Consider the following 21,298-nt stretch of genomic DNA (forward strand, 5'->3'; position numbering starts at 1 on the left):
CTTAAAAGATGGATCATGGCTCCTGCAACCCGCACCGAATCCGATTCCCTAGGTACGATTGAGGTTCCCGCTGACTGTTATTGGGGCGCCCAGACGGCACGATCCCTAAAATACTTTCCCATTGGCGGCCTAAAAATGCCCCTTGCGGTCATTTATGCCATGGCACGGCTGAAGCAAGCAGCGGCGATCGCCAACCGGGATCTAGGTGTTCTGGCGCCGGAGAAAGCGGCGTGGATCTGTCAAGCAGCAGCGGAAATCATTGACGGTCGTTGGGATAATCAGTTTCCGCTATCGATTTGGCAGACCGGCAGTGGCACGCAAACCAATATGAATGTCAATGAGGTCATTGCCAACCGTGCCATTGAGTTAGCGGGAGGCACAAAGGGAACCAAAACCCCCATTCACCCTAATGATCACGTTAACTGTAGTCAGTCCTCGAATGATACGTTTCCCACCGCAATGCACATCGCCACTGTCTTAGAGGTACAGGAGCGGCTGCTGCCCATGCTGCAAAACATGCTGGCGGCTCTGGAGGAAAAAACCGCTGCGTTTGCCAACATTATTAAAATTGGGCGCACTCACCTGATGGATGCGGTGCCCCTCACCCTTGGTCAAGAGTTTTCGGGGTATGCTAGCCAGTTGGCGGCCTGTCAACACCACTTGCAGTACTGCCTCCAGCACCTTTATCCCCTAGCCATTGGCGGTACCGCCGTCGGCACCGGCTTAAATGCCCCCCCCGGCTTTGGCGATCGCGTTGCTCAAGAGTTAGCCCGGATGACCGGCTATCCCTTCTGTGTTGCTGAAAATCGCTTTGCGGCCTTGGCGGCTCACGATCCCCTAGTGCTGTTGAGTGGTGCCCTCAAAACGCTGGCGGCGGCCTTGATGAAAATGGCCAATGATATTCGCTGGTTAGGGTCGGGTCCTCGCTGTGGGTTGGGGGAATTAATCTTGCCCGCCAATGAACCCGGCTCATCGATTATGCCTGGCAAGGTGAACCCGACCCAGTGCGAAGCCTTGACCATGGTGTGTGTGCAGGTGATGGGCAATGATGCGGCCATTGGTATTGCTGGTAGTCAGGGCAACTTTGAACTCAATGTGTTTAAGCCCCTCATCATCCACAATGTGCTGTGCTCCATTGAACTCCTCAGCGATGCGGGGTCTGCCTTTACGGACTTTTGTTTGCGGGGGCTACAGCCGAATCACCCCCAAATTCAGACGCATTTAGAGCGATCCTTGATGCTCGTGACCGCCTTGAACCCCCGTATTGGTTACGACAAGGCGGCAGCCGTGGCTAAAAAAGCCTATAGCGAGCAGAAAACCCTCAAGGAGGCTGCCGTAGAGCTGGGCTACCTCACCCCAGAGGAGTTTGATCAGTGGGTGCGTCCAGAGGACATGCTTGGCGAAAGCGCCGACAGTTGACCCCGTAGGGTGCGCTGCCAGTAGGGGGTATTGTGGCAGCGCGATCGCAGGCTTTGGGCATTTACCGTCCATGCTGCCGTCGGATCAAACAGGATAACGTTGCGGCTAGGGGGCTGCAACTGCGGGGGGGCAAGGCCAAGAATGCGGGCAGGCGCGGTACTGATGGCGTGCCAGAGGTCAACCGCCGTGAGGTGCCCAGGGGCGACTAATCCCTGCCAGAGGGCGGGCAAGGCCAACTCCAGACCAATTGCCCCCGGGAGGGCTTCGGCAAAGGAGATCATTTTTTCCTCGTAAAGGAGGGGGGTGTGGTCAATGGCGATCGCCTCAATCACGCCTGTTTTGACCCCCTCAATTAAGGACTGGCGATCCGTAGGGGTTCCGAGGGGTGGCTCAAGGCGCAGGTTTGGATCGTAGGTGGCCAAGTCCCCAGTGTCAAACAGTAGATGCAACCAACAAACGCTGGCGGTAACAGTCTCCGGCTTAGCCTGCGTTAAGATTTCAACACTGCGAGCGGTGGAGAGGCGCATCAGATGAATAGGGGTCGTGACGGTGCGCCCTAGCTCCAAAATTGCCAGTAGGGGAATGGTTTCACAGCAGATTAGTTGCTCTGCCAGACCCAAGCGCAGGGCGTCTAAACTCTCGCGGGCAACGCCATGGGCCGCCAAGGTTGCGTCAAACGGCCAAAGCGCCACACATTTCTGGATAGGTTGCAAATAGGTGAGAGCGCGCTGCAATAATGGCCAATTGACGAGGCCGGAGTCATCGCAAAACCCCACTACGCCGGCTGCGGCCAGTTCCGCTAGATTGCTAAGAGCCTTGCCTGCACCCCCTTGGCTGAGAGCCGCCCACACCCGCACCTGCGTCCAACTCTCTGCGGGCAAATCGTGCTGGATTGAGTTCCACACCGCTGGATCATCAATGACGGGTTGGGTAGTAGGCAAAAGAGTCAGGTGCTGCACCCCCCCCGCCGCCGCAGCAGCAAGCAGAGAGGTTAGGCTTTCGCGCGCTTCGTACCCTGGTTGGCCGCTGTGGCTGTAGAGATCTACTAAAGGGGGTGCCAAAATTAACTGCTCAGCAGGGACCCGCTCGCTCTCAGGGGGAATGTCCGCTGGGGCGATCGCCACCAGTTCATCGCCCCTAAAGAGCACATCCGCACGGTAATCTGCGCGGTTGAGCGGATCCACCACCCGCACCTGTTGCAGCAGTCGCCATGCCATGGCTTTACAAGGCTCCGGCTGCCGTCCGATCCAGCACGCCCCCTAAATGGGTGGTAATGTTGACCGCCTGTAGCCGCGGCAGCCCTCCTTTTAGCGGATAGTCAATCACCGTCACACTGCCATTGCCTTGCTTAAAGAGCCAGAAGTTCTCGATCCCTAGGCCGACAATATGACACAGCAGCACTTTATTCGTGGCATCGTGAGCCACAACCAAAACATTGTGGGGGGTGAGGGCACTGGCTTTCCATGCCTCGAGCCACTGCTCCCACGCTGTGACGACGCGATCGTGCACCTGTTGCAGGTTTTCCCCGTGGGGCATTTGCACCGCCGCTGGGGTGGTGCGCCACCGCTCTAGCTCCCCTGGGTACTGCGCTTCCACCTCTGGCTCAAACTTGCCTTCCCAGTCACCATGGCTAATTTCTGCCAAGGCTGGCTCTAGCTCTAAGGAAACATCGGGATGGTGCTGCAAAATGGCTAAGGCTGTGTCTTTGGGGCGCAATAGGGGGCTACTCAGGGCATGGTGGAAGGTTACATCCTTGAGAAAATCTGCCACAGTTGCCGCTTGGGCACGACCATTCTCATTGAGGGGCACATCAATCTGGCCTTGAAACCGTCCTTCGCGGTTCCAATTGGTTTCACCATGGCGCACCAAAAAGATACGCAGGGTGTGCGCCTTAAACCGGGGTTCCGGAAAGGGATCGTTGAGATGACTGGTAAGGTTCAGGGCTTCTATCTGCGCCGGTTGGTGCCGACCGTGGGCAAAGTTGAGAACACTGATGCCGCCATTGGCCTGTTGCAGCCGCAAATAGCCCTTGACCCCCAAGCCCAAGGCTGTGCAGATTAAGGCGCGGTTCATACCACTGTGGCCCACAATCAGGATAGTATCATTGTCGTGCTGGGGCAGCAGCGTATCCAAGACTAGACCGGCCCGATCAAACAAATCTAGGACTGGGAAGAAGTCCTTTGGCTCCCCAGTCTCATCTAGGGTCCGCATGACTAAGGTGTCCGGTGCCTCTTGCCAGCGGCGATAGTCCTCTGGAAACCGCTCTTTCACCGCTGCAAAGGGTAAGTCTTCCCACGCAGGTAAGGCAATTTCCTTGAGCAAATCCATAGGGATAGGGGCAGGGATCCCTAGACTGCCTAGTTGCTGGTAAATGTCCTCAGCCGTTTCCTGAGCACGCTTAAGGGGGCTGGTGTAAATTTTGCGGATGGGGATGCCCTGTAATGCTGCACCCACCTGCTGCGCCATCCAATGACCACGCTCCGTCAGCGAGGAGGAATCACTATGACCTTGGACGCGCTGTTCAACGTTAAATGTGCTTTCACCGTGGCGGACAATAATAACTCGGGTACTCAGATGTCTCTCCTTGGATGCACCATAGGCAATTGTATCTTGTCTGTTACCTCTCGAGGCCAGCCGTGCGTATCTTAGGGGTTGATCCGGGCTTGGCCACCCTTGGCTATGGCTGCATTGAAATGACACCCACAAGCTGCCACGTCTGCGATTTTGGGGTGATCACAACCACTGCCAAGGAACCTGTTGGCGATCGCCTGCACAGTCTTTACACTGACCTACACCAGTTAATTCCAGCCCTGCGCCCTGACGTGGTGGCGATCGAAAAATTATTTTTCTATAAAATGAGCCACACCATTGTGGTTGCTCAGGCGCGGGGGGTGATTCTCTTGGTGCTGAGTCAACTGGGGTGTCCGCTTTTGGAGTTTACGCCTGCCCAGGTCAAGCAAACACTGACAGGGTATGGCAACGCCACCAAAACTGAGGTGCAACTGGCGGTACAGCGGGAACTTGACTTGGCTACCCTCCCTAGGCCGGATGATGCGGCTGATGCCTTGGCGATCGCCCTTACTGCCAGCCGTCACCACGAGACTCCCTGTTCCTAGACAGGGGCGATCCTCCCTAGAGGTAGTTGTCAAAGTGGCGAATACTTAGTCCTGTTTGGCAGTATTGGTAGATGCTTCTGTGAGAGCAGAAGGGGCAGTCTCACTCACCGGAATTGCAACGGGAGGGCGATCGAGGCTGAGCATCAGGCCAACAGCTGTAGGTTCAACAGGTACAGGAGACACCTCTGGAGCAATGCTGGCAGGACTAGTCACTGCAATCTGTGATCCGGGGAGTGGGTTAGGGAGAAGCCCATTGAGAACACCCACCACCGATGCAGCTAGGGTGGCACCCACCCCTCCCCATACCCACACTGCGCGGGGGCGACGCTGCGCCTTGGCAATGACCCGAGCTGCCAAATAATCCGTAGGGCAAGGGGACACAGGCACGGGAAGTTGCTGCATTTGCACTTTTAGGGTTAACAGCCGCTGGTACAGTCGTTGAGCCTTAGGATCGCTGGCGAGCCATGCCTCCACCTGCTGTCGCTCCCCAGCCGTGACTTCACCATCGAGATAGGCACTCAGCAATTCGAAGTGATCTCGTTTGCAGTGATCCAGTTCGTCCATCATTGTTCAACATCCTTCATCAAAATCTAGCCAAAGCCAAGGTGTGGGGCAATAGTTTAGGAGCGGGGGCTGTCAAGGTGGGGTTGCAATTCCGTTTGCAGTCGCTGCCGAGCGCGGGCAATTCTTGATTTTACTGTTCCTAAGGAGACACCCGTGATCTGGGCAATTTCTTCGTAGGACAATCCCTCAATTTCCCGCAGGACAATCGTGGTTCGGAAGGTTTCCGGCAAGTTGGCGATCGCCTGTCGCAATTGGTCATAAAATTCATCGGTATGCAATAACTCATCCGGACTGGCATCACTGGAGGCGAGTTCCCATAGTATTTCCCCATCATGGGTCTTGAGGGGGGCATCGAGGGAGAGGGGAGCTTGGTGGCGCTTCCGTTTGCGCAGCTCATCATAGAATAGGTTTGTGGCAATACGGCTGAGCCAACCGCGAAATTTACTGGCATCCTGCAACTTATGAATATTCCGGTACACCCGTATCCACACTTCTTGTACTAAATCGGCTCGATCCTCCCAGTCCGGTGCCAAGTGATAGATCAGTCGCTCCACGTGAGCCTGATGGCGGCGTAACAACTCTGTAAACGCGGCCCGATCGGGTGATCTGCCCGCCTGACAGCGAATCACCAATTCCTGTGGTGAAAGTTTTGTTAGCGGCAGCGTCACCCGGTAACAGGTCTCCTCAACACTGGGCCAAGCAAGGGGGATACTGGATGTCATGGAAACAACAGACCTCAGACCAAACTATCTCCCATGACGCAAGGTCGGTGATCAGGTTCCCTCCTCCGTTATACCGTGCTAGCTGCCACTCTATGCGCAACAGCTCCTCTGGGCGGGCTTCACTTGCTGAGGGATGTTGATGGATTTTTATTGCCCACTGCTTAATGTTTTCTTAATGTTGGCCAAATTCAGACTAAACTTTAATTGTAGCGGCGATCGCCCCTTGATTTTCGTTAGGCTAACCTGTGAACMCCTTATTTAGTCAACTGCCATAATCACCATGCCGTGGATACGCATTTCCAGTGGACTTGTTGCGATCGCGGTGGCATTGATGATAACCCTCTTGGGGGGTTGGTACTTTTGCTTGGGTATTGGTGCCTTAATTTACCTAGGGCAACTGGAATATTTTGAACTAGCGCGTGCCAAAGGCAGTGCCCCAGCGGCTAAAACCACCTTAGTTGTCAGTCAGGTGCTACTGATTACTGCGCTGTTGCGTCCCGATTTGGCCGATGCCGTCTTTCCTGTCGCCGGTACCCTAATTTGCTTTTACCTGCTGTTTCAGCCTAAACTGGCCTCCATTGCCGACATTTCTACCTCCATCATGGGGCTATTCTACGGCGGGTATCTCCCCAGCTATTGGGTGCGCCTACGGGGGCTAGATCATACTGCCACCCTTCCCTTAGGCGGGTTTTGGCCACAGCAGTGGCACTTAGAGGCTCTCCCCCTAGGATTGCAGGCAACCCTGTTAGCGTTTACCTGTATTTGGGCGGCGGATATTGGGGCTTATACCGTCGGCAAGCTGTTTGGTCGCACCCGCCTATCGCACATTAGCCCCAAGAAAACTGTTGAAGGGGCGGTATTTGGTGTTTTAGGGAGCTTAGCCGTCGCCTTTTGGGGTGCCTATTCCCTCCAGTGGCCATGGCCGTGGTTCGCCGGAGCCACCCTAGGCTTGCTCATTGGCATTGCTAGCCTCTTGGGCGACCTCACCGAATCAATGATGAAGCGGGATGCCGGGGTTAAAGACTCTGGGCAGTTGATTCCTGGCCATGGGGGGATTCTGGATCGTGCCGATAGCTACGTCTTCACCGCCCCGCTTGTGTTTTACTTTGTTACCTTGCTGCTGCCAGCCTTGGGGCAATGGCACCCCTGAGGTGTTGGCGATCGCAAGCGGTGCAGTTTCAACTACCCTAGGAAATAGTCCTTAACGTTTGCCGCGCAACCATGGCCGAAACCTTGATGTTTAATGCCCTCCGTGCTGCCATTGATGAAGAAATGGAGCGTGACCCTACCGTATTTGTACTGGGGGAAGACGTAGGACATTATGGCGGCTCCTACAAARTCACCAAARACCTCTACAAAAAGTACGGCGAACTCCGCCTGCTGGATACCCCCATTGCCGAAAATAGCTTTACGGGAATGGCCATTGGGGCAGCCATGACCGGTCTGCGTCCCATTGTTGAAGGCATGAACATGGGCTTTTTGCTGCTGGCCTTTAACCAAATTGCCAATAATGCCGGGATGCTGCGCTATACGTCCGGCGGCAACTTCAAAATTCCGATTGTGATCCGCGGGCCTGGGGGGGTAGGGCGGCAACTGGGGGCAGAGCACTCCCAGCGCCTAGAAGCCTATTTCCAAGCGGTTCCAGGGTTGAAAATTGTTGCCTGCTCAACCCCCTACAATGCCAAAGGGCTATTGAAATCGGCCATTCGTGACCCCAACCCTGTTCTCTTTTTTGAGCACGTGCTGCTGTACAACCTCAAGGAAAACCTACCGGAAGAGGAGTATTACTTGCCCCTTGACAAAGCAGAGGTGGTTCGTCCGGGAACGGAGGTCACTATTCTCACCTACTCGCGGATGCGGCACCATGTCCTGCAAGCGGTGAAAACCCTTGAAAACGAGGGCTACGATCCGGAGGTGATTGATTTAATTTCCCTGAAGCCCCTTGACTTTGAGACCATTGGTGCATCAGTTTGTAAAACCCATCGTGTTGTTATTGTTGAAGAATGCATGAAAACCGGTGGCATTGGCGCAGAACTCTCGGCCTCTATTATGGAGCGTTACTTTGACGAGTTAGATGCCCCAGTGGTGCGGCTCTCCTCTCAGGACGTTCCCACCCCCTACAATGGCACCCTCGAGAACCTAACCATCGTGCAACCGCCGCAAATTGTGGCCGCTGTGCAGAAACTGGTGCGGGGTCAGATTTAATCATGGGGAAATATCGCGGCTGGCTAATTGCAATTTTAGTTTTACTGATGGCCGCCACATGGGTGATCGTGCGCACCCCGGCTCGCTTAGGTCTGGATCTGCGCGGCGGTGCCCAACTGACCCTCCAGGTGCAAACGACGGATAAAGTGCCGCAAATTACGCCCCAAGTGCTCTCAGCGGTACAGAGTGTGGTGCAAAAGCGCATCGATGGCTTGGGGGTTGCCGAGGCGGTGGTGCAAACCGCAGGCGACGATAAGCTACTGGTGCAGCTGCCGGGGGTCACCGATCCCGAGCAGGCAGAGCGCATTCTCAAGGGAACCGCCCAGTTATTGTTTGCACCCCAAAAGCCCGGCACTGAAGCGCAACTGCAAGTGGAGCGACAAATCCAAGCGCAGCTTCTCCTAGAGCAAACGCAACTCCTGCTAGAGCAATCCCAAAATGCCAACAATCCTGAAGCGTTAGCCGATATTGAGGCCAAGCTTGCTAAAAACCGCGAGTCTCTTGCGGCCAGTCAGCAGGCGATCGCCAACCTCTTTGCGCCTTCAGAGCTTACTGGAGCCATGCTGCAAGAAGCCTTCGCTAGTCCGGTGGCGCCCGGCTCCCCCAACTGGAATGTCATTGTCCGCTTTGACCCCCAAGGGGCAGAGTTGTTTGCCCGCCTCACCAAAGAGATTGCCGGTACGGGCCGCAGCATTGGCATTTTTCTTGATGACCGCCTCATTAGTGCCCCCACGGTGTCTGCGCAGTATGCTGAAACCGGCATTATTGGCGGCAATGCGGAAATTTCCGGTGGCTTTACCGCCCAAACTGCGAACGATCTTGCCATTCAGCTCCAGGGGGGTGCTCTACCGGTACCGCTGGAGGTAGTTGAAAACCGGACGGTGGGCGCGTCCCTTGGCCAAGACAGTATCCGTGATAGCCTCTACGCGGGGGTGGCGGGCCTAGTGCTGGTGCTGGTGTTTATGGTTGCCTATTACCGTTTGCCGGGTCTGATTGCCGATATTGCCCTTGTGCTCTACGCCATTTTTACCTATGCCGCCTTTTTGCTGTTTGGGGTGACCTTAACCCTGCCGGGCATTGCGGGTTTCATCCTCAGTATTGGCATGGCGGTGGATGCGAATGTGCTGATTTTTGAGCGCACCCGCGAAGAACTACGGCTGGGTAAAACCCTCTACCGCTCGGTGGAGTCGGGCTTTGATCGTGCCTTTGCCAGTATTTTAGACAGCAATGTCACCACCCTGATTGCCTGTGGGGCGTTGTTTGCTCTTGGCACGGGCTTTGTGCGAGGGTTTGCCGTGACCCTAGCCATTGGCATTGGGGTGAGTATGTTCACCGCCCTGACCTGTAGCCGTAGCTTCTTGTTCTACGCCATTAGCATCCCCAGCTTGCGTAAACCCACGTGGTTTTGTCCCAAACTGGAGACCCTGAAATGAGTTTTAGCGTCAATCGCCAGCGATCGCTGTGGTGGGGTATATCCCTAGTTGTCATTCTCAGTGGTCTGATGGCCATGGCCATCTCTTCGGTCTCCTTAGGCAGTCCGCTCCGCCTAGGCTTAGACTTTATTGGCGGAACGCGACTGCAATTTGAACTTGCCTGTAGTACCACAAACACCTGCAAGCAGCCCATTGACATTGATGTGGTTCGCCGCATTCTGAATCAAGAGGGGTTGGGCAACAGCAGCCTACAGGTGATTGATCAGTATGGGATTGGTATCCGCACCATTCCCTTAGGGGTAGAGCAGCGCACACGGCTCAGTAGTGCCTTGACTCAAGAATTGGGTGCCTTTAATCCGGCGCAGACGCAAATTGAAACCGTCGGCCCCACCCTTGGGGGGCAAATTTTGCGCTCCGGTCTGCTTGCGCTGCTGGTGGCCTTCATTGGCATTACGATTTATCTGACCCTACGCTTTCAGTTTGACTATGCCTTTTTTGCCCTTGTGGCGCTGTTTCACGATGTCTTGCTCACCGCAGGTATCTTTGCCATTTTAGGGCTGACCCTTGGGGTTGAAATTGACAGCCTGTTTATTGTGGCGTTGCTCACCATTATTGGTTTTTCCGTGAATGATACGGTGGTCATCTACGATCGCGTCCGCGAAACCCTTAAGCTCAACCCCGACCTGAACATTAAGGAGGTCGTCGATCAGGCCGTGGTACAAACCCTTGGCCGCTCCATTAACACGACCCTGACGACTCTGTTGCCCTTGGTCACGATTTTTATTTTTGGGGGCGATACTCTGCGCTTTTTTGCCTTAGCCTTAATTATTGGCTTTGTGACGGGTGCGTATTCTAGTATTTTTGTGGCGAGTACCCTGCTTGCTTGGTGGCGCGATCGCCAACCCACACCAACCCCTTCGCCAGTCACCTAGGCCAGACCCACTCCCGTCTCTCCCCCTGTGTTGTGCTAATTCCCATTACCCAAGAAAAACTGCGCCAGCTTGTTCCTGCGGTTGCCACAGGTGCTCAGTATCTCTACGTGTGGGGGAAGCTACAGGACGTTTTACGGCGGGTAATCTTTGCTGTGGTGGCCGTAGCAATTGTGACGTTTGGCCTCGAGTTTTTGGGAGATGGCACCCAGCTTGTGCTTGGTTTGGTGGCGGGGCTGTATTGGCTGTGGGCACCGGCTGTGTTGGCCAGTTGGCGCAACCGTCGCTACCGCCGATTTCCCTACGCCGGCTTTTGGCAAGGGCGGGTGCTAGAGGTCTATGTCACTGAAGAACTGGTGGGCAAAGAAGAGACCGTTGACGATCAAGGCCAGTTAGTCATCATCGAGAACCGCGAACGCTGCCTTAACCTTGAGATAGGCGACAAAAGCGGCTTTGAAACAACAGTGCGCACTAAGCTGCTGCGGCAGCACCGCGTGATTCGGCCAGGAGATGTCGCACAGATGCTGGTGCTATCGCGGCGACCGGACTTAGCAGAGATTGAGATGATTTCGGAAGTTTATTTGCCACGCCATCGCCTCTGGATTGGCAACTATCCGATGTTGCAGCGGGATATCTTCGTGGAATTATCGGAAACACTACGGCGGCAGCGGCGATCGCCCCGAAGATCCCGTTCTCCACGGCGGTCAACCCTGTGATACCTTAAAGGGAAAGACATAAAAGTTAACATTTCCCAAGAGTCCCTTGACCGCGCTGACCTCGACCGCTGTTTTCCCCGCCCTGCGCTTTGGCTCCCGGCCAGCGTGGTGTATTTTTTCTCTTGCGGCTTTTTTAGTCTCTGTCCCTGTCTTTATTGAGGCACCACTGGTACGTACCTATCCTTGGTTGAGCTTAGGGATCACTCCCCTGCTGTGGGGGATCAGTCGTTACCTACAAACCCAAACTCGCTACCAGCGCTTCGGTGCACTCCTCTATGGCTTTAGTTGGTGTTGGGGGGCAGGGTCGCTGTACTGGGGCTGGTTGCGCTGGGAACCGCTGTGGCACTTGCCGGTGGAGGCGCTGCCGTTACCCCTGATGGTTTGGCATCTGCGACAACGGCAACAACTGGTAGGGGTCTTTTTCTTTTTGGGGTCATTTTTAGGCACGGCCATTACGGATGCCTATTTTTACCTGATTGATGTGATTCCCCATTGGCGAGCCATTATGTACCTCGAGCAGGATCTAGTGTCAGTGCAAGAAATGCTCGTGCAGGCGATCGCCCAAGCCCAGACCTTTAGCGGGGAAGTGTGGGGTGTACTGCTTAGCCTAAGCCTACTGCTCATTGGCCTGTTGCCCCTGTTTCAATCCCAGATTCGCCAAGGAATACCTGCCATGCTGCCGAGTTGGGCGTTTATGGGGGCGGTACTAAGTACCCTTGTGGTGGATGGGTTATTTGGTTTAACGATTGGGCTTTTACCCCTTTAGGGGCAACATTTTGGCACACCGAATCGTCAATTTAAAAACTAGAAACTAAAATAGGAATGGATACCAAAAGGAACTCTGGAAGAGGCCGAAATAAAGTGTATCCATTACTACAAATCTCTGATGATTCAAGGAGACAGTCTATATTGCTGAATAATGCATTGACTTTTCTCTGGTGTTTACAGTTCATCGCAACGCCACGCAAGGTACGTCTAAAGCCCATTCGCCAGAGTGCACAAATTTAGTTTTTTCCTATCCAAATCCCAGCTTTGATGTTCTATTCTCAGTCTTGTATTTTTAGATGCTGATTCACGCTCTAGAAGGCTACGGGAATAGGCAATCTGTGCTGTGGCTATCTTTATTACGATGAGGTGTTGAGTTCACTATGCTTCGTCAGTCTGTTTTAACGCTGGGGCAACGGTTTATCAAAGCGGTATTGCTGCCGGTGCGTCGTTGGCTAGAGTGCTTTGACGTGCGCGATCGCCAGCTTGCTCACCGTCTGTGCCGTTTGATCCCTGCCCAGTGCCCCTTTGAGCGGGATATTGTGGTTGCAAAGTGGCACATCCATATTCCTCCCCTGTGCCATCTCAATCCCCTCTACGAAGAGTTGATGCTGTTACGCTATCGTGCTCTCTGTTATTTAGCGGACGAGTGTCAGGAAGATATTAGCGCCTACTGCTAGGGGGTACGTCGGAGTGTGGCGATCCCTAGCCGCCGTGCTGTTCCAACAGCCCTGCCCCTGCTGTGGTCGTCTGAGTCGGCAACCTCTGTGCCCAAGCTGCGAACGGCGGCTGCGAACGTGGGAGCTGCGCGATCGCCGCTCTTACTGGCGCGGATCAGTGCCCCTATTGCCGTGGGGCAGCTACCGTCAGGACTTAAAGCGGGCGATCGCCACCCTCAAGTACCATGCCCATCCCGAATTGGGCACCCTCTTTGGTGAATGGCTCGCTGTTGCTTGGCTAGAGAGTCAGGTCAGCCACAACCTGCCGCTCCAGGTGGTTCCCATTCCCCTCCATGCCGATAAATTAAAGGCGCGGGGCTTTAACCAAGCAGAAATCATTGCCACCAGCTTTTGTCGTGCCCTAGAATTGCCCTTGGTTCCCCATGCCTTAGTACGGCAGCGCGCAACGCAGTCAATGTTTCAACTGACGGTGGCTGAGCGGGTCGCTAATTTAGAGCAGGCGTTTGTCTTAGGGCGGGGGTTACGGCGGCAATGCTGGGTGCTGCTGTGTGATGACATTTACACCACGGGCACAACCGCCCGTGCGGCGGCAGAAACCCTGAGAGCCGCAGGGCATCGGGTACTGGGAATCGTTACAGTGGCGGTAGCGCTCCCTGACCCACACTAAGGCCAACCAGCATCAGAGCCTCGTTCCACTCCACCACGGCACCGTAGGTATCGCCGGTGTGCCCTCCCACTTGGTGATAAAACCATGCCGGTACCAAGAGCATCAGGAGGAGGCCAAGACTGTGGAGGTATAGCAACTGGCCAAGGGAGAGGGGCAGTATCACACTCATGAGACTCAATACGAGGCCACTTGGCCAAAAATCCCAAGGGACGCGGCAGGAGACTTTATGAATCTGACCAGTTCCTGTGGGCTTGAGGTAGGGGTAGCGGGCGATCGCCCACACTTGTGCCACCCGTCCCCACACCGCCGCCCACAGCACGCTAAAGGGCATGGTTGAACTCGCCAGAGCACTGACTTTCAGCAACAGGATCACGATGGCAGCCATCACCCCAAACGCACCGCTGCGACTGTCTGCCATGACTGCGAGCCGCCGTTGCGGATCCCTCACCCCTAAGCCATCTGCTGTATCCATTGCCCCATCCAGATGCAGCCCACCGGTGAGCCCTAACCAGAGCGCCACCAGCAACACGCCTTGCACCAGCCGTGGCAGGTAAAGCAGGTCTAGCAGCCAGTCTGCCCCGAACAGTAGCCCGCCAATCAGTACCCCCACCCCTGGGCACCACTTTGCTGCGCCAGCAAGTTTGATAGGGCATCTAGGGGGAAGGGGCAAACAGGTGTAGAAGATCACTGCCCCTAGCCATTCCTGCCACAGGGACTTCATAATCGTGTTTGAATTTGGGCTACGGTGCGTTGCTGTGGCCGGAGGGACTGTGCTACCTGTTGAATATCAGCAGGGGTGATCTGTTCAATGGCCTCAAGGCGATTAAATAATTGCTGCCACCCCTCCCCCTTGACGGCGTAATCGGCCAAGAGCTTGGCCATCCCCTCGTTGGAGGTCAGGTTTTGCAGCAGTTCCATACGCAGTTGTGTTTTTACCCGAGCCAACTCGTCGGCTCTGATGGGATCTGCCTGTAGTGCTTGTAACTCCTTGGCAATGCCCGCCGCCAATGCTGCGGTAGTATGCCCTGGAGCCGGTGCGCCATAAATGAGAAAACGGTTGGGATATTTATTGCCCGGAAAGCCGACGTACGCTTGCACATTCAGGGCAGTTTTCTGTTCTAGGACAAGGGCGCGATAAAGGCGGGAGGTGCGGCCACCACTGAGAATCTGCGCCAACATTTCGTACTGGAGGTAAGTGGGGTCGCGCAGGGCAGGACAGGGATACGCCTCGATATAAAGGGGTTGGCTAGCTAGCTCTAGGGTAATGCTACGCGGTTCAGTCGGCGGAGGTTCAGGGGCGATCGCCGTGGCCTTGCCCTGACCCTTGGGATAGCGACCAAAATATACCTGCGCCAACCGTTGCACCTGTTTGGGGTCAACATCCCCCACCAGCACCATGGTCATTTTTTCAGGGGTGTAATACTCCGCAAAAAAACGCTCGACATCAATGCGGCGCAGATTTTGAATATCGTCGCGGTAGCCAATCACCGGACGGCGGTAGGGGTGTTCCTGAAACGTGGTAGCTAAAAAGGCTTCAAAGAGTTGTCCTGAGGGTGAGTTCTCTGTTCGCAGGCGACGCTCCTCAAGGATGACTTCTTTTTCTTGGTAAAACTCACGGAACACCGGCTCTAGAAATCGCTCTGACTCTAAGGACATCCACAGTTCCAGTTTGTTGGCCGGAAAACTGTAGAAATAGCGGGTGGCATCAGCAGAGGTGGTGGCATTGAGACCGACCCCCCCTGCCTGTTGGACAATTTGACCATACTGGTTTTGCAGCACGTAACGATCTGCGACCCGTTGCACTGCCGCAAACTCCACCAATAGCTGCTGACGTTGGGCATCATCATGGGTAGCCTGTAGCTGATCAAAGAGCTGATCGAGTTGGGCAAATGTTTCCTTTTCTGCTGCATAGTTGCGAGTGCCAATGCGGCGGGTTCCCTTAAAGGCAAGGTGTTCCAGATAGTGCGCCACCCCAGTTTGCCCCTCCGGTTCATCTACCCCCCCCACATCGACATAGGTCAGGAAAGAAATAATGGGGGCTTGGTGCTGCTCCATGACAATAAAGTGCATCCCATTGTCAAGGTAAAACTCGCTAATTTGATTCATGGCGCGGTCAATGTAAGGCCGGATCGTCTGGGCAGACGCAATGGGCGTGAGCCATACCCACAGGGCGATCGCCCCAACACAGAAGCACTGGCATTGACTCCAAATAAGCTGCAACAATGACACAGGGATGTCTCAGGTACTGCTTCTATTACACCCTATTTCAGTCGTTCAGACGCTATGCTGCTGTCTTGATCTTCTGCGTGGTTTTTACCTCTTGCGCAGCAACACGCTTGGCAGCACTGACAAGATTAGCTTTTGACTTCTCTCCTCCTTGAAAGAGAGGGGATTCCCAAAGGATGCTACGCAACGGGCTGAAGCCGCGTTGCTTCGCTTTTCCCTTGAGCTGTCACCCACAACTTAATGCGGGTGGGGGCAGTCAAAGACCCCCTACCAACTCCGCTCAGACTCAATCCAAGCATCGTCGCTACTTTACGCAGGATGTTGGCAGCGCCATTACAATCCGCGTTGATGTACCAATTCTGAGCAGTCCTGAACAAGCCTCGCTTCGTCCGCTTCCCCGATGACTTCCAGCTATCAGGTTTTTCACCGAATGTCGGCAAAAAGTCACCATCCACAAACGATGCTTGAGAGGTATACGACTCCTCAGTTTCAACAAACTCTATCCCGTATTGCTCCGCTAACTGAGCAATCCGCTCTTTCAGTCTCGCAGTTGGGATCTGCACAAACTTCTGATTGGTCTTCTTGCCCAGGTTGGAACCGTCCTTTTGCCGCGGGTTCCAGCCAAATACAATCCGGCCAATCCGGTTACGGGTGCAATGGTCAATCACAATCCTGGCCGCTTTGTTCACTGCATCACGTATCTGCCGATTGCGCTTCTCAGTGAGTTGTGCCAGTCGCTTTGACCAAAAGCCTTGAGGCTTACCTTCTTTCAGCTTGGCAATTTGCTTGTTGTACCAGCGGTTCAACGATTTAAGATGCCTCCCATCCACTATGAAGCTGGTTTCTACATTGCTGACGCAGGTGAGCCAGTTGTTTAATCCCGAATCGATGCCCAGCACCCGCATCGGGTCTACATCAATCTGAACGGGGTTCAGACGATAGACAAACTCAGTGTAGAAACACCCATTGCGCGGCAGAATCCGCAGTTCCTTGATGTCCTCAAATTTGAGATTGGAGGGCATGGGGACAGTGAACGAATCAATCTGAAACCACACTTTCACTAACTGCCCCAGCGGAACCCGGATCATCCCATCAACCAACTTCAGCGCTTGTTTGGGATAGCTGACTACTGCCAACCCTCCCTTCTTGCGGTAATTTGGCATCTTGGGTTTCTCTGCCAGTTCTCCACCTCGCCACAGTTTCAACAATGCTCGGTAGGACTTAAACGACTCGTAGACCGAAATCAAGGTTTGCTGTGCAGCCTGGGAGTAAAGAGCTTGGAAGTGCTTACTGGTCTTGTATTCGTAACTCAGGCTATGCTTGCCAATCCACTGCCCGGTCTTAAAGTGCAGTTGACGAGCATAGTAAATGCCCTGATTGGTTAGCTTGTTTGCCTCAGAGCAGACAAATTCCATCACCCCCTTAAGTTCGTTATTGGGGTTGAGCAAAACTTGCTGACATCCAAACATGGTGAGTTTATGCAACAATTGTCTACAGCGTAGCACAGATAGACAAACCGGTGAACTATGGACTACCAGAAAAGCCGCAGTGCAACGTATTTGCTGAACTATCACTTTGTCTGGATTCCTCGGCGGCGTAGACCTGTTTTACGGGGAGAAATAGCAAATCGGTGCAGGCAGTTGATATGGGAAGCAGCAGAGGAGATTGATTGTCAAGTTGTGTCGTTGGCAATTGAACCGGATCATGTCCACCTCTTTGTTAACTGCCCTCCAACAATTGCACCCTATCAAATCATTCATCGAATTAAGGGGCGAACTGCACGGTTCCTCAGACAGGAATTCCCTAATCCATTAATGAAACTGCCGTCCATGTGGACATCCAGTTACTTTGTCTCAACGGCTGGCAATGTTAGCAGCGAAACAATTCAGCGCTACATTGAAGCTCAGGGCAAGAGTAATTGACCTTACTAGGGGCTAAAGCCCCCTGAGTTGGCTGTATCCCCTCGCTAAAGCGGAGGGGTTTTAGCCCGCCCACATCACTCCTATAAAGAGTAAAAAAAAGCTAAAGCTTTCGCGCGGGCAGGGTATTTAGCTTGTCAAAGCTGAATTAGCCTTGTTACAAGTTAACTAGTCAACGCCTAGGGTACATCCAGAATGCTAGAGAGCTTAAATACGGTTGCGTTATCCCGCTGGCAGTTTGCCCTGACGGCAATTTTTCATATGCTCTGGCCAGTCCTCACCACGGGTATGGGCATTTACCTAGTAGTGATAGAAGGACTCTGGCTGAAAACGAAGAACCTCACCTACTACCACCATGCCCGCTTTTGGTCAAAGCTCTACATCCTGAACTTTGGCATTGGCGTGGCCTCTGGGTTGCCGATGGCGTTCCAGTTTGGCCTGAACTGGGCACCTTTTTCCCTAGCCGTGGGGGATTTTTTTGGGACGGTTCTCGGCTTTGAAGGCACGATGGCCTTTATGCTCGAAGCCAGTTTCTTAGGCATTATGGTGTTTGGCTGGCAGCGGGTTCCGCCCCTGATGCACTGGGTGGCCACCATTTGCGTTGCCTTTGGTGCCAACCTCTCAACGTTTTGGATTCTCTCGGCCAATTCTTGGCTGCAAACGCCTGCTGGGGGTGTTTTTGTCGATGGTAAGTTCCAGGTGCAAGACTATTTCCAAGCGATCGCCAACCCTTTCATGGTCAATAGCTTTTTGCACATGTTCTTTGCCACCCTAGAAACCTCCTTATTTGTGATTGGCGGCATTAGTGCTTGGTACCTACTGCAAAATCGCCTGCCTAACTTCTTTACCAAATCCTTGAAGGTGGTTCTGGTGATGGCCTTGATTGTTGCGCCGCTGCAAATTTTTGTGGGTCACCTGAGTGCCGAGCAAGTCTATCGCTATCAACCCGCTAAGCTGGCCGCCATGGAAGCCCAATGGGAGACCATTCCCGCCGGAACGTCCGCCAGTTGGAGTTTAATTGCCATCCCTGATGAAGCAACCCAAACCAATAAGGTGGACGTAAAAATTCCTGGCCTGCTCGGTTATTTACTGGAGCTAAAACCCACTCTGGATAGCCCTGTGCTGGGGTTGAAGGAGTGGGCACCGAGCGATCGCCCCCACCTGATTGGTCTGATCTACTATTCCTTCCGCACCATGATAGCCATTGGCCTGTATCTTGCTGCCTTAGTGAGCGTGACGGTATTTATTTGGTGGCGCACTGGCCTTGCTGGCGATCGCCTTGGCAACTACAAATGGCTGTGGTGGGGCTGGATTTTTGCCGGACCGCTGGGCTACATTGCGGTAGAAGCGGGTTGGATTGTGCGTTGCGTCGGACGGCAGCCGTGGATTGTCTATGGCCAAATGCGCACCGCAGAGGCTGCCTCGGCCTTACCGCCTCAAGTCGTCCTGTTTTCCCTCAGCGGCCTTGTTGCACTTTACACCATCTTTTTCTTTGCCGCCCTCTTTTTTGGTAGCCGCATCATCCAGAAAGGCCCCAACGTGGCCTTGCCCGTTCCCGGCCTACGTAATGCCGAAGAACTCGAAATTCGTATCAAAATGGCAGAGCATCAGCCCGATAGTCGCCCTCTAGAAACCCAGCAGTAACGGCAAACTCCTATGGACACCAATCCTCTAGCCCCCCTCCAGCATTTCCTGCCCCAGGTGTGGTTTTGCATTCTGGGTTTATTTCTGTTCCTCTACATTCTCCTCGATGGCTTTGATTTGGGCATTGGCATTCTGTCGCTGACCGCTAGCAGCGAGCAACGGCGGAATATCCTCATGACCAGCCTCGGCAATGTCTGGGATGCAAACGAAACATGGCTCGTGCTGATGGGGGGCTCCCTCTTTGGTGCCTTTCCCTTGGCCTACGCCMCCATCCTCAATGCCCTTTACCTGCCCGCCGTCATCATGGTCGTAGGACTGATTTTGCGAGCCGTTTCCTTTGAATTTCGCGAAAACGCCAACAACAAGCGGGTATGGAACCTGACCTTTGGCGTTGGCAGTTTCTTGGCCGCCTTGGGGCAAGGGTTTGCCGTAGGCACTGTATTTGAAGGCATTAACGTCGATGCCGCGGGGAATTTTGCGGGCAGCATGTGGGACTGGCTGACATGGCACTCGGTTTTAGTGGCGCTGACCCTCATTCAAGGCTATGTTCTCATTGGCTCCACCTACTTAATCTACAAAACCAGCGGCGAGTTGCAGAACACCCACTATAAAACCGCCACCATTGCCACATGGACAACCTTGATCGGTGCCATTTTGATTACGATTACGGCTCCGATTTTCCATGTACAGGTGCGCGAACAACTGTTTCAGCCACCGCTGTTCTACGTTTTTGCTGCGATTCCCCTGTTGGGAGTGTTCCTCATTGCCATGCTACTGCGGAGCCTGAAGCGTCGCGAGGAATCTATGCCACTGGTCTGGACATTTCTGATTTTTCTTATGTCCTTTATTGGGCTGGGGTTTGTGATTTTTCCCAACATCATTCCCCCCAGTGTCACGATCTATGAGGCCTCGGCAGCCCCTAGCTCCCAAGTTTTTATGCTGATCTTTGTGGCCTTTTTAATTCCGATTATGCTGGCCTACAACCTCTATAACTATTTGGTATTCCGTGGCAAGGTGGTTGCCTAGAGACCCACCAACTGTTATGGCTACCTCCACTAGCGTTGATCTCGATGCCCTCAAGAGAGATTGCACCCTGTGCTGCTGTTGTGAATCCGTTGAGCAAAGCTGTTTGGTATAATCAGGGTGCCGTTTTCCATCAAAGAGGATGTCAACTATGGCAACAAAGTCTGCAAAGCCCACCTACACGTTTCGCACATTTTGGGCAGTGCTCCTGCTGGCGATTAACTTCTTGGTTGCCGCATACTACTTTGGCATCCTTAAGTAATCGGTAGTCATTGTTCGTTACCTAAGCGGCTAGGGGGGGTTGCTCGAGGGCGATCGCCCCTAGTTGGCCGCGGCGATAGTCCTGTAGCAGTTGCCGGGCAGCGCGCTCAAGGTTACCGTGATAGCGCTGCTGTGCAAGATCGTAAAGATAACTCTCCCCAGAGCGATCGCCCACCGCCAGATCGTAGCGATCCTTGAGCCGGTGCTCCTGTTTCAGGTCTTTGAGCAACGCCACCAGCTCCGGCGCAATGCGGCACGGATCGTAAGCTGCTTCGCCAATATCGTCACAGATGGCCAGTTTAATAGCCGCCTGCTGATCCTGCAAGTTAGCAGGCAATATCCCCGGCGCATCAAGCAACTCCAAAATGGGAGAAATACGAATCCAGCGCAGTTGTCGCGTCACTCCGGGTCGCGCCGCACTTTCAGCAACGCGCTGCTGAAGGAGTCGATTAATCAGTGCCGACTTCCCAACATTGGGAAATCCCAACACCACAGCGCGTACCGCTCGTGCTTGCATCCCTCGCTGCTGCCGTCGTTGGTTAATAGTAGTTCCTGCTTTGAGGGCAGCATTTTGGAGCATGCGAATCCCTTGCCCCCGCTGCGCATTGGTAAAAAAAGGCACCTCGTCTTGACGACTGAACCACTGACTCCACCGTTGGCGATCGCCCTCCTGAATCATATCGACCCGATTTAGAACCAATAACCGCTGCTTCCCCCTTGCCCACTGGGCCATTTGAGGATGATGGCTGGCAAGGGGAATGCGGGCATCGCGCACCTCCAAAATGAGATCCACCTGCTTGAGCTGCTCTCGCAACGCCCGCTCCGCCTTGGCAATGTGGCCAGGATACCACTGAATTAACGAACCCATAGAAATTGCACTCCCTTTCTTGACATAACAATAGAGCGATCGCCCATAAGTACTAGTTTTGATTGACTATTAGCAATACTTCGATACAATTAAATAGATATAGGGCTATGCAAGTAAGCATTTGATTAGAAACCTATAAAC

At 53.9% G+C, this 21,298-nt stretch carries 22 protein-coding genes; 14 read left to right on the forward strand and 8 right to left on the reverse strand.

Features of this window, described 5'->3' with window-relative positions:
• Positions 1 to 15 precede the first annotated feature (15 nt).
• Positions 16 to 1,419: a class II fumarate hydratase gene (gene fumC / locus L5470_RS04045; protein WP_499498301.1), complete on the forward strand. Its 1,404-nt coding sequence runs from the start codon at positions 16 to 18 to the stop codon at positions 1,417 to 1,419.
• Here fumC and L5470_RS04050 read toward each other — a convergent pair.
• Together L5470_RS04050 and L5470_RS04055 are read right to left on the reverse strand one after the other, a co-directional pair.
• Positions 1,371 to 2,636 (reverse strand): dihydroorotase, encoded by a 1,266-nt coding sequence (locus tag L5470_RS04050; protein ID WP_099797628.1) that lies wholly within the window; start codon positions 2,634 to 2,636, stop codon positions 1,371 to 1,373. The genes fumC and L5470_RS04050 overlap by 49 nt on opposite strands.
• Positions 2,637 to 2,640: 4 nt before the next feature.
• Positions 2,641 to 4,053 (reverse strand): histidine phosphatase family protein, encoded by a 1,413-nt coding sequence (locus tag L5470_RS04055; RefSeq protein ID WP_499498345.1) that lies wholly within the window; start codon positions 4,051 to 4,053, stop codon positions 2,641 to 2,643.
• A 2-nt stretch (positions 4,054 to 4,055) separates the two neighbouring features.
• Here L5470_RS04055 and ruvC point away from each other — a divergent pair, with 2 nt between their 5' ends.
• A complete protein-coding gene (gene ruvC / locus L5470_RS04060; RefSeq protein WP_099799769.1) occupies positions 4,056 to 4,535 on the forward strand; it encodes a crossover junction endodeoxyribonuclease RuvC in 480 nt (159 codons plus the stop codon).
• Positions 4,536 to 4,580: 45 nt separating this feature from the next.
• Here ruvC and L5470_RS04065 read toward each other — a convergent pair whose 3' ends face one another.
• Both L5470_RS04065 and L5470_RS04070 read right to left on the reverse strand, forming a co-directional pair.
• The gene (locus L5470_RS04065) at positions 4,581 to 5,102 is read right to left on the reverse strand and encodes an anti-sigma factor family protein (protein ID WP_099797629.1); all 522 of its coding nucleotides are present in this window, start codon (positions 5,100 to 5,102) and stop codon (positions 4,581 to 4,583) included.
• Positions 5,103 to 5,155: 53 nt separating this feature from the next.
• Positions 5,156 to 5,821, reverse strand: a complete 666-nt coding sequence (locus L5470_RS04070) for a sigma-70 family RNA polymerase sigma factor (RefSeq protein WP_099797630.1) — start codon at positions 5,819 to 5,821, stop codon at positions 5,156 to 5,158.
• A 280-nt stretch (positions 5,822 to 6,101) separates the two neighbouring features.
• Between L5470_RS04070 and L5470_RS04075 the strand changes: the two genes are divergently transcribed.
• The 8 genes from L5470_RS04075 to L5470_RS04110 all read left to right on the forward strand — a co-directional run bounded on the left by L5470_RS04075 (position 6,102) and on the right by L5470_RS04110 (position 13,216).
• Positions 6,102 to 6,971, forward strand: a complete 870-nt coding sequence (locus L5470_RS04075) for a phosphatidate cytidylyltransferase (protein WP_499498305.1) — start codon at positions 6,102 to 6,104, stop codon at positions 6,969 to 6,971.
• Positions 6,972 to 7,042: 71 nt separating this feature from the next.
• Positions 7,043 to 8,026, forward strand: coding sequence for an alpha-ketoacid dehydrogenase subunit beta (locus L5470_RS04080; protein WP_499498307.1), 984 nt, complete (start codon positions 7,043 to 7,045; stop codon positions 8,024 to 8,026).
• A 2-nt stretch (positions 8,027 to 8,028) separates the two neighbouring features.
• Positions 8,029 to 9,459 carry a protein translocase subunit SecD gene (gene secD / locus L5470_RS04085; protein WP_448514604.1) on the forward strand — a complete coding sequence of 477 codons (1,431 nt, stop codon included), beginning with the start codon at positions 8,029 to 8,031 and terminating at the stop codon, positions 9,457 to 9,459.
• Positions 9,456 to 10,391: a protein translocase subunit SecF gene (gene secF, locus L5470_RS04090; protein ID WP_099797634.1), complete on the forward strand. Its 936-nt coding sequence runs from the start codon at positions 9,456 to 9,458 to the stop codon at positions 10,389 to 10,391. The genes secD and secF overlap by 4 nt, the downstream gene beginning before the upstream one ends.
• Positions 10,392 to 10,423: 32 nt before the next feature.
• On the forward strand, positions 10,424 to 11,104 hold the full coding sequence (locus tag L5470_RS04095) for a DUF8619 family protein (protein WP_099797635.1): 681 nt from the start codon (positions 10,424 to 10,426) through the stop codon (positions 11,102 to 11,104).
• A 46-nt stretch (positions 11,105 to 11,150) separates the two neighbouring features.
• Entirely contained in the window at positions 11,151 to 11,870 is a 720-nt protein-coding gene (locus tag L5470_RS04100) for a DUF3120 domain-containing protein (RefSeq protein WP_227517461.1), read from the forward strand.
• A gap of 382 nt (positions 11,871 to 12,252) precedes the next feature.
• Positions 12,253 to 12,549 (forward strand): Mo-dependent nitrogenase C-terminal domain-containing protein, encoded by a 297-nt coding sequence (locus tag L5470_RS04105; protein ID WP_099797636.1) that lies wholly within the window; start codon positions 12,253 to 12,255, stop codon positions 12,547 to 12,549.
• Between the two features lie 13 nt (positions 12,550 to 12,562).
• A complete protein-coding gene (locus L5470_RS04110) occupies positions 12,563 to 13,216 on the forward strand; it encodes a ComF family protein (protein WP_499498310.1) in 654 nt (217 codons plus the stop codon).
• Here L5470_RS04110 and cobS read toward each other — a convergent pair.
• From cobS to L5470_RS04125, 3 genes are all read right to left on the reverse strand, one after another.
• A complete protein-coding gene (gene cobS / locus L5470_RS04115; RefSeq protein ID WP_499498312.1) occupies positions 13,182 to 13,937 on the reverse strand; it encodes an adenosylcobinamide-GDP ribazoletransferase in 756 nt (251 codons plus the stop codon). The two genes, L5470_RS04110 and cobS, sit on opposite strands and share 35 nt — an antisense overlap.
• The gene (locus L5470_RS04120; protein ID WP_227517462.1) at positions 13,934 to 15,445 is read right to left on the reverse strand and encodes a M16 family metallopeptidase; all 1,512 of its coding nucleotides are present in this window, start codon (positions 15,443 to 15,445) and stop codon (positions 13,934 to 13,936) included. The genes cobS and L5470_RS04120 overlap by 4 nt, the downstream gene beginning before the upstream one ends.
• Before the next feature lie 176 nt (positions 15,446 to 15,621).
• Positions 15,622 to 16,911 (reverse strand): RNA-guided endonuclease InsQ/TnpB family protein, encoded by a 1,290-nt coding sequence (locus L5470_RS04125; RefSeq protein ID WP_499498314.1) that lies wholly within the window; start codon positions 16,909 to 16,911, stop codon positions 15,622 to 15,624.
• A 57-nt stretch (positions 16,912 to 16,968) separates the two neighbouring features.
• On the opposite strand from L5470_RS04125, the gene tnpA reads away from it, so the two are divergent.
• The 4 genes from tnpA (at position 16,969) to psaX (ending at position 20,290) form a co-directional block, all read left to right on the forward strand.
• Positions 16,969 to 17,364: an IS200/IS605 family transposase gene (tnpA, locus tag L5470_RS04130; protein WP_099797888.1), complete on the forward strand. Its 396-nt coding sequence runs from the start codon at positions 16,969 to 16,971 to the stop codon at positions 17,362 to 17,364.
• Between the two features lie 192 nt (positions 17,365 to 17,556).
• Positions 17,557 to 19,005: a cytochrome ubiquinol oxidase subunit I gene (locus L5470_RS04135; protein WP_448534419.1), complete on the forward strand. Its 1,449-nt coding sequence runs from the start codon at positions 17,557 to 17,559 to the stop codon at positions 19,003 to 19,005.
• 12 nt (positions 19,006 to 19,017) lie between these two features.
• Complete coding sequence (cydB, locus tag L5470_RS04140) at positions 19,018 to 20,031, forward strand: cytochrome d ubiquinol oxidase subunit II (RefSeq protein WP_499498316.1); 1,014 nt, start codon at positions 19,018 to 19,020, stop codon at positions 20,029 to 20,031.
• 148 nt (positions 20,032 to 20,179) lie between these two features.
• Positions 20,180 to 20,290 (forward strand): photosystem I protein PsaX, encoded by a 111-nt coding sequence (psaX, locus tag L5470_RS04145; protein ID WP_227517316.1) that lies wholly within the window; start codon positions 20,180 to 20,182, stop codon positions 20,288 to 20,290.
• A 21-nt stretch (positions 20,291 to 20,311) separates the two neighbouring features.
• On the opposite strand, the gene ylqF is transcribed toward psaX, so the two are convergent.
• On the reverse strand, positions 20,312 to 21,157 hold the full coding sequence (gene ylqF / locus L5470_RS04150) for a ribosome biogenesis GTPase YlqF (RefSeq protein WP_448514003.1): 846 nt from the start codon (positions 21,155 to 21,157) through the stop codon (positions 20,312 to 20,314).
• Positions 21,158 to 21,298: the final 141 nt, after the last annotated feature.

Origin of the sequence: Synechococcus sp. PCC 6717 (assembly GCF_022698185.1) — a bacterium.
Lineage (GTDB): Bacteria > Cyanobacteriota > Cyanobacteriia > Thermosynechococcales > Thermosynechococcaceae > Thermosynechococcus > Thermosynechococcus lividus.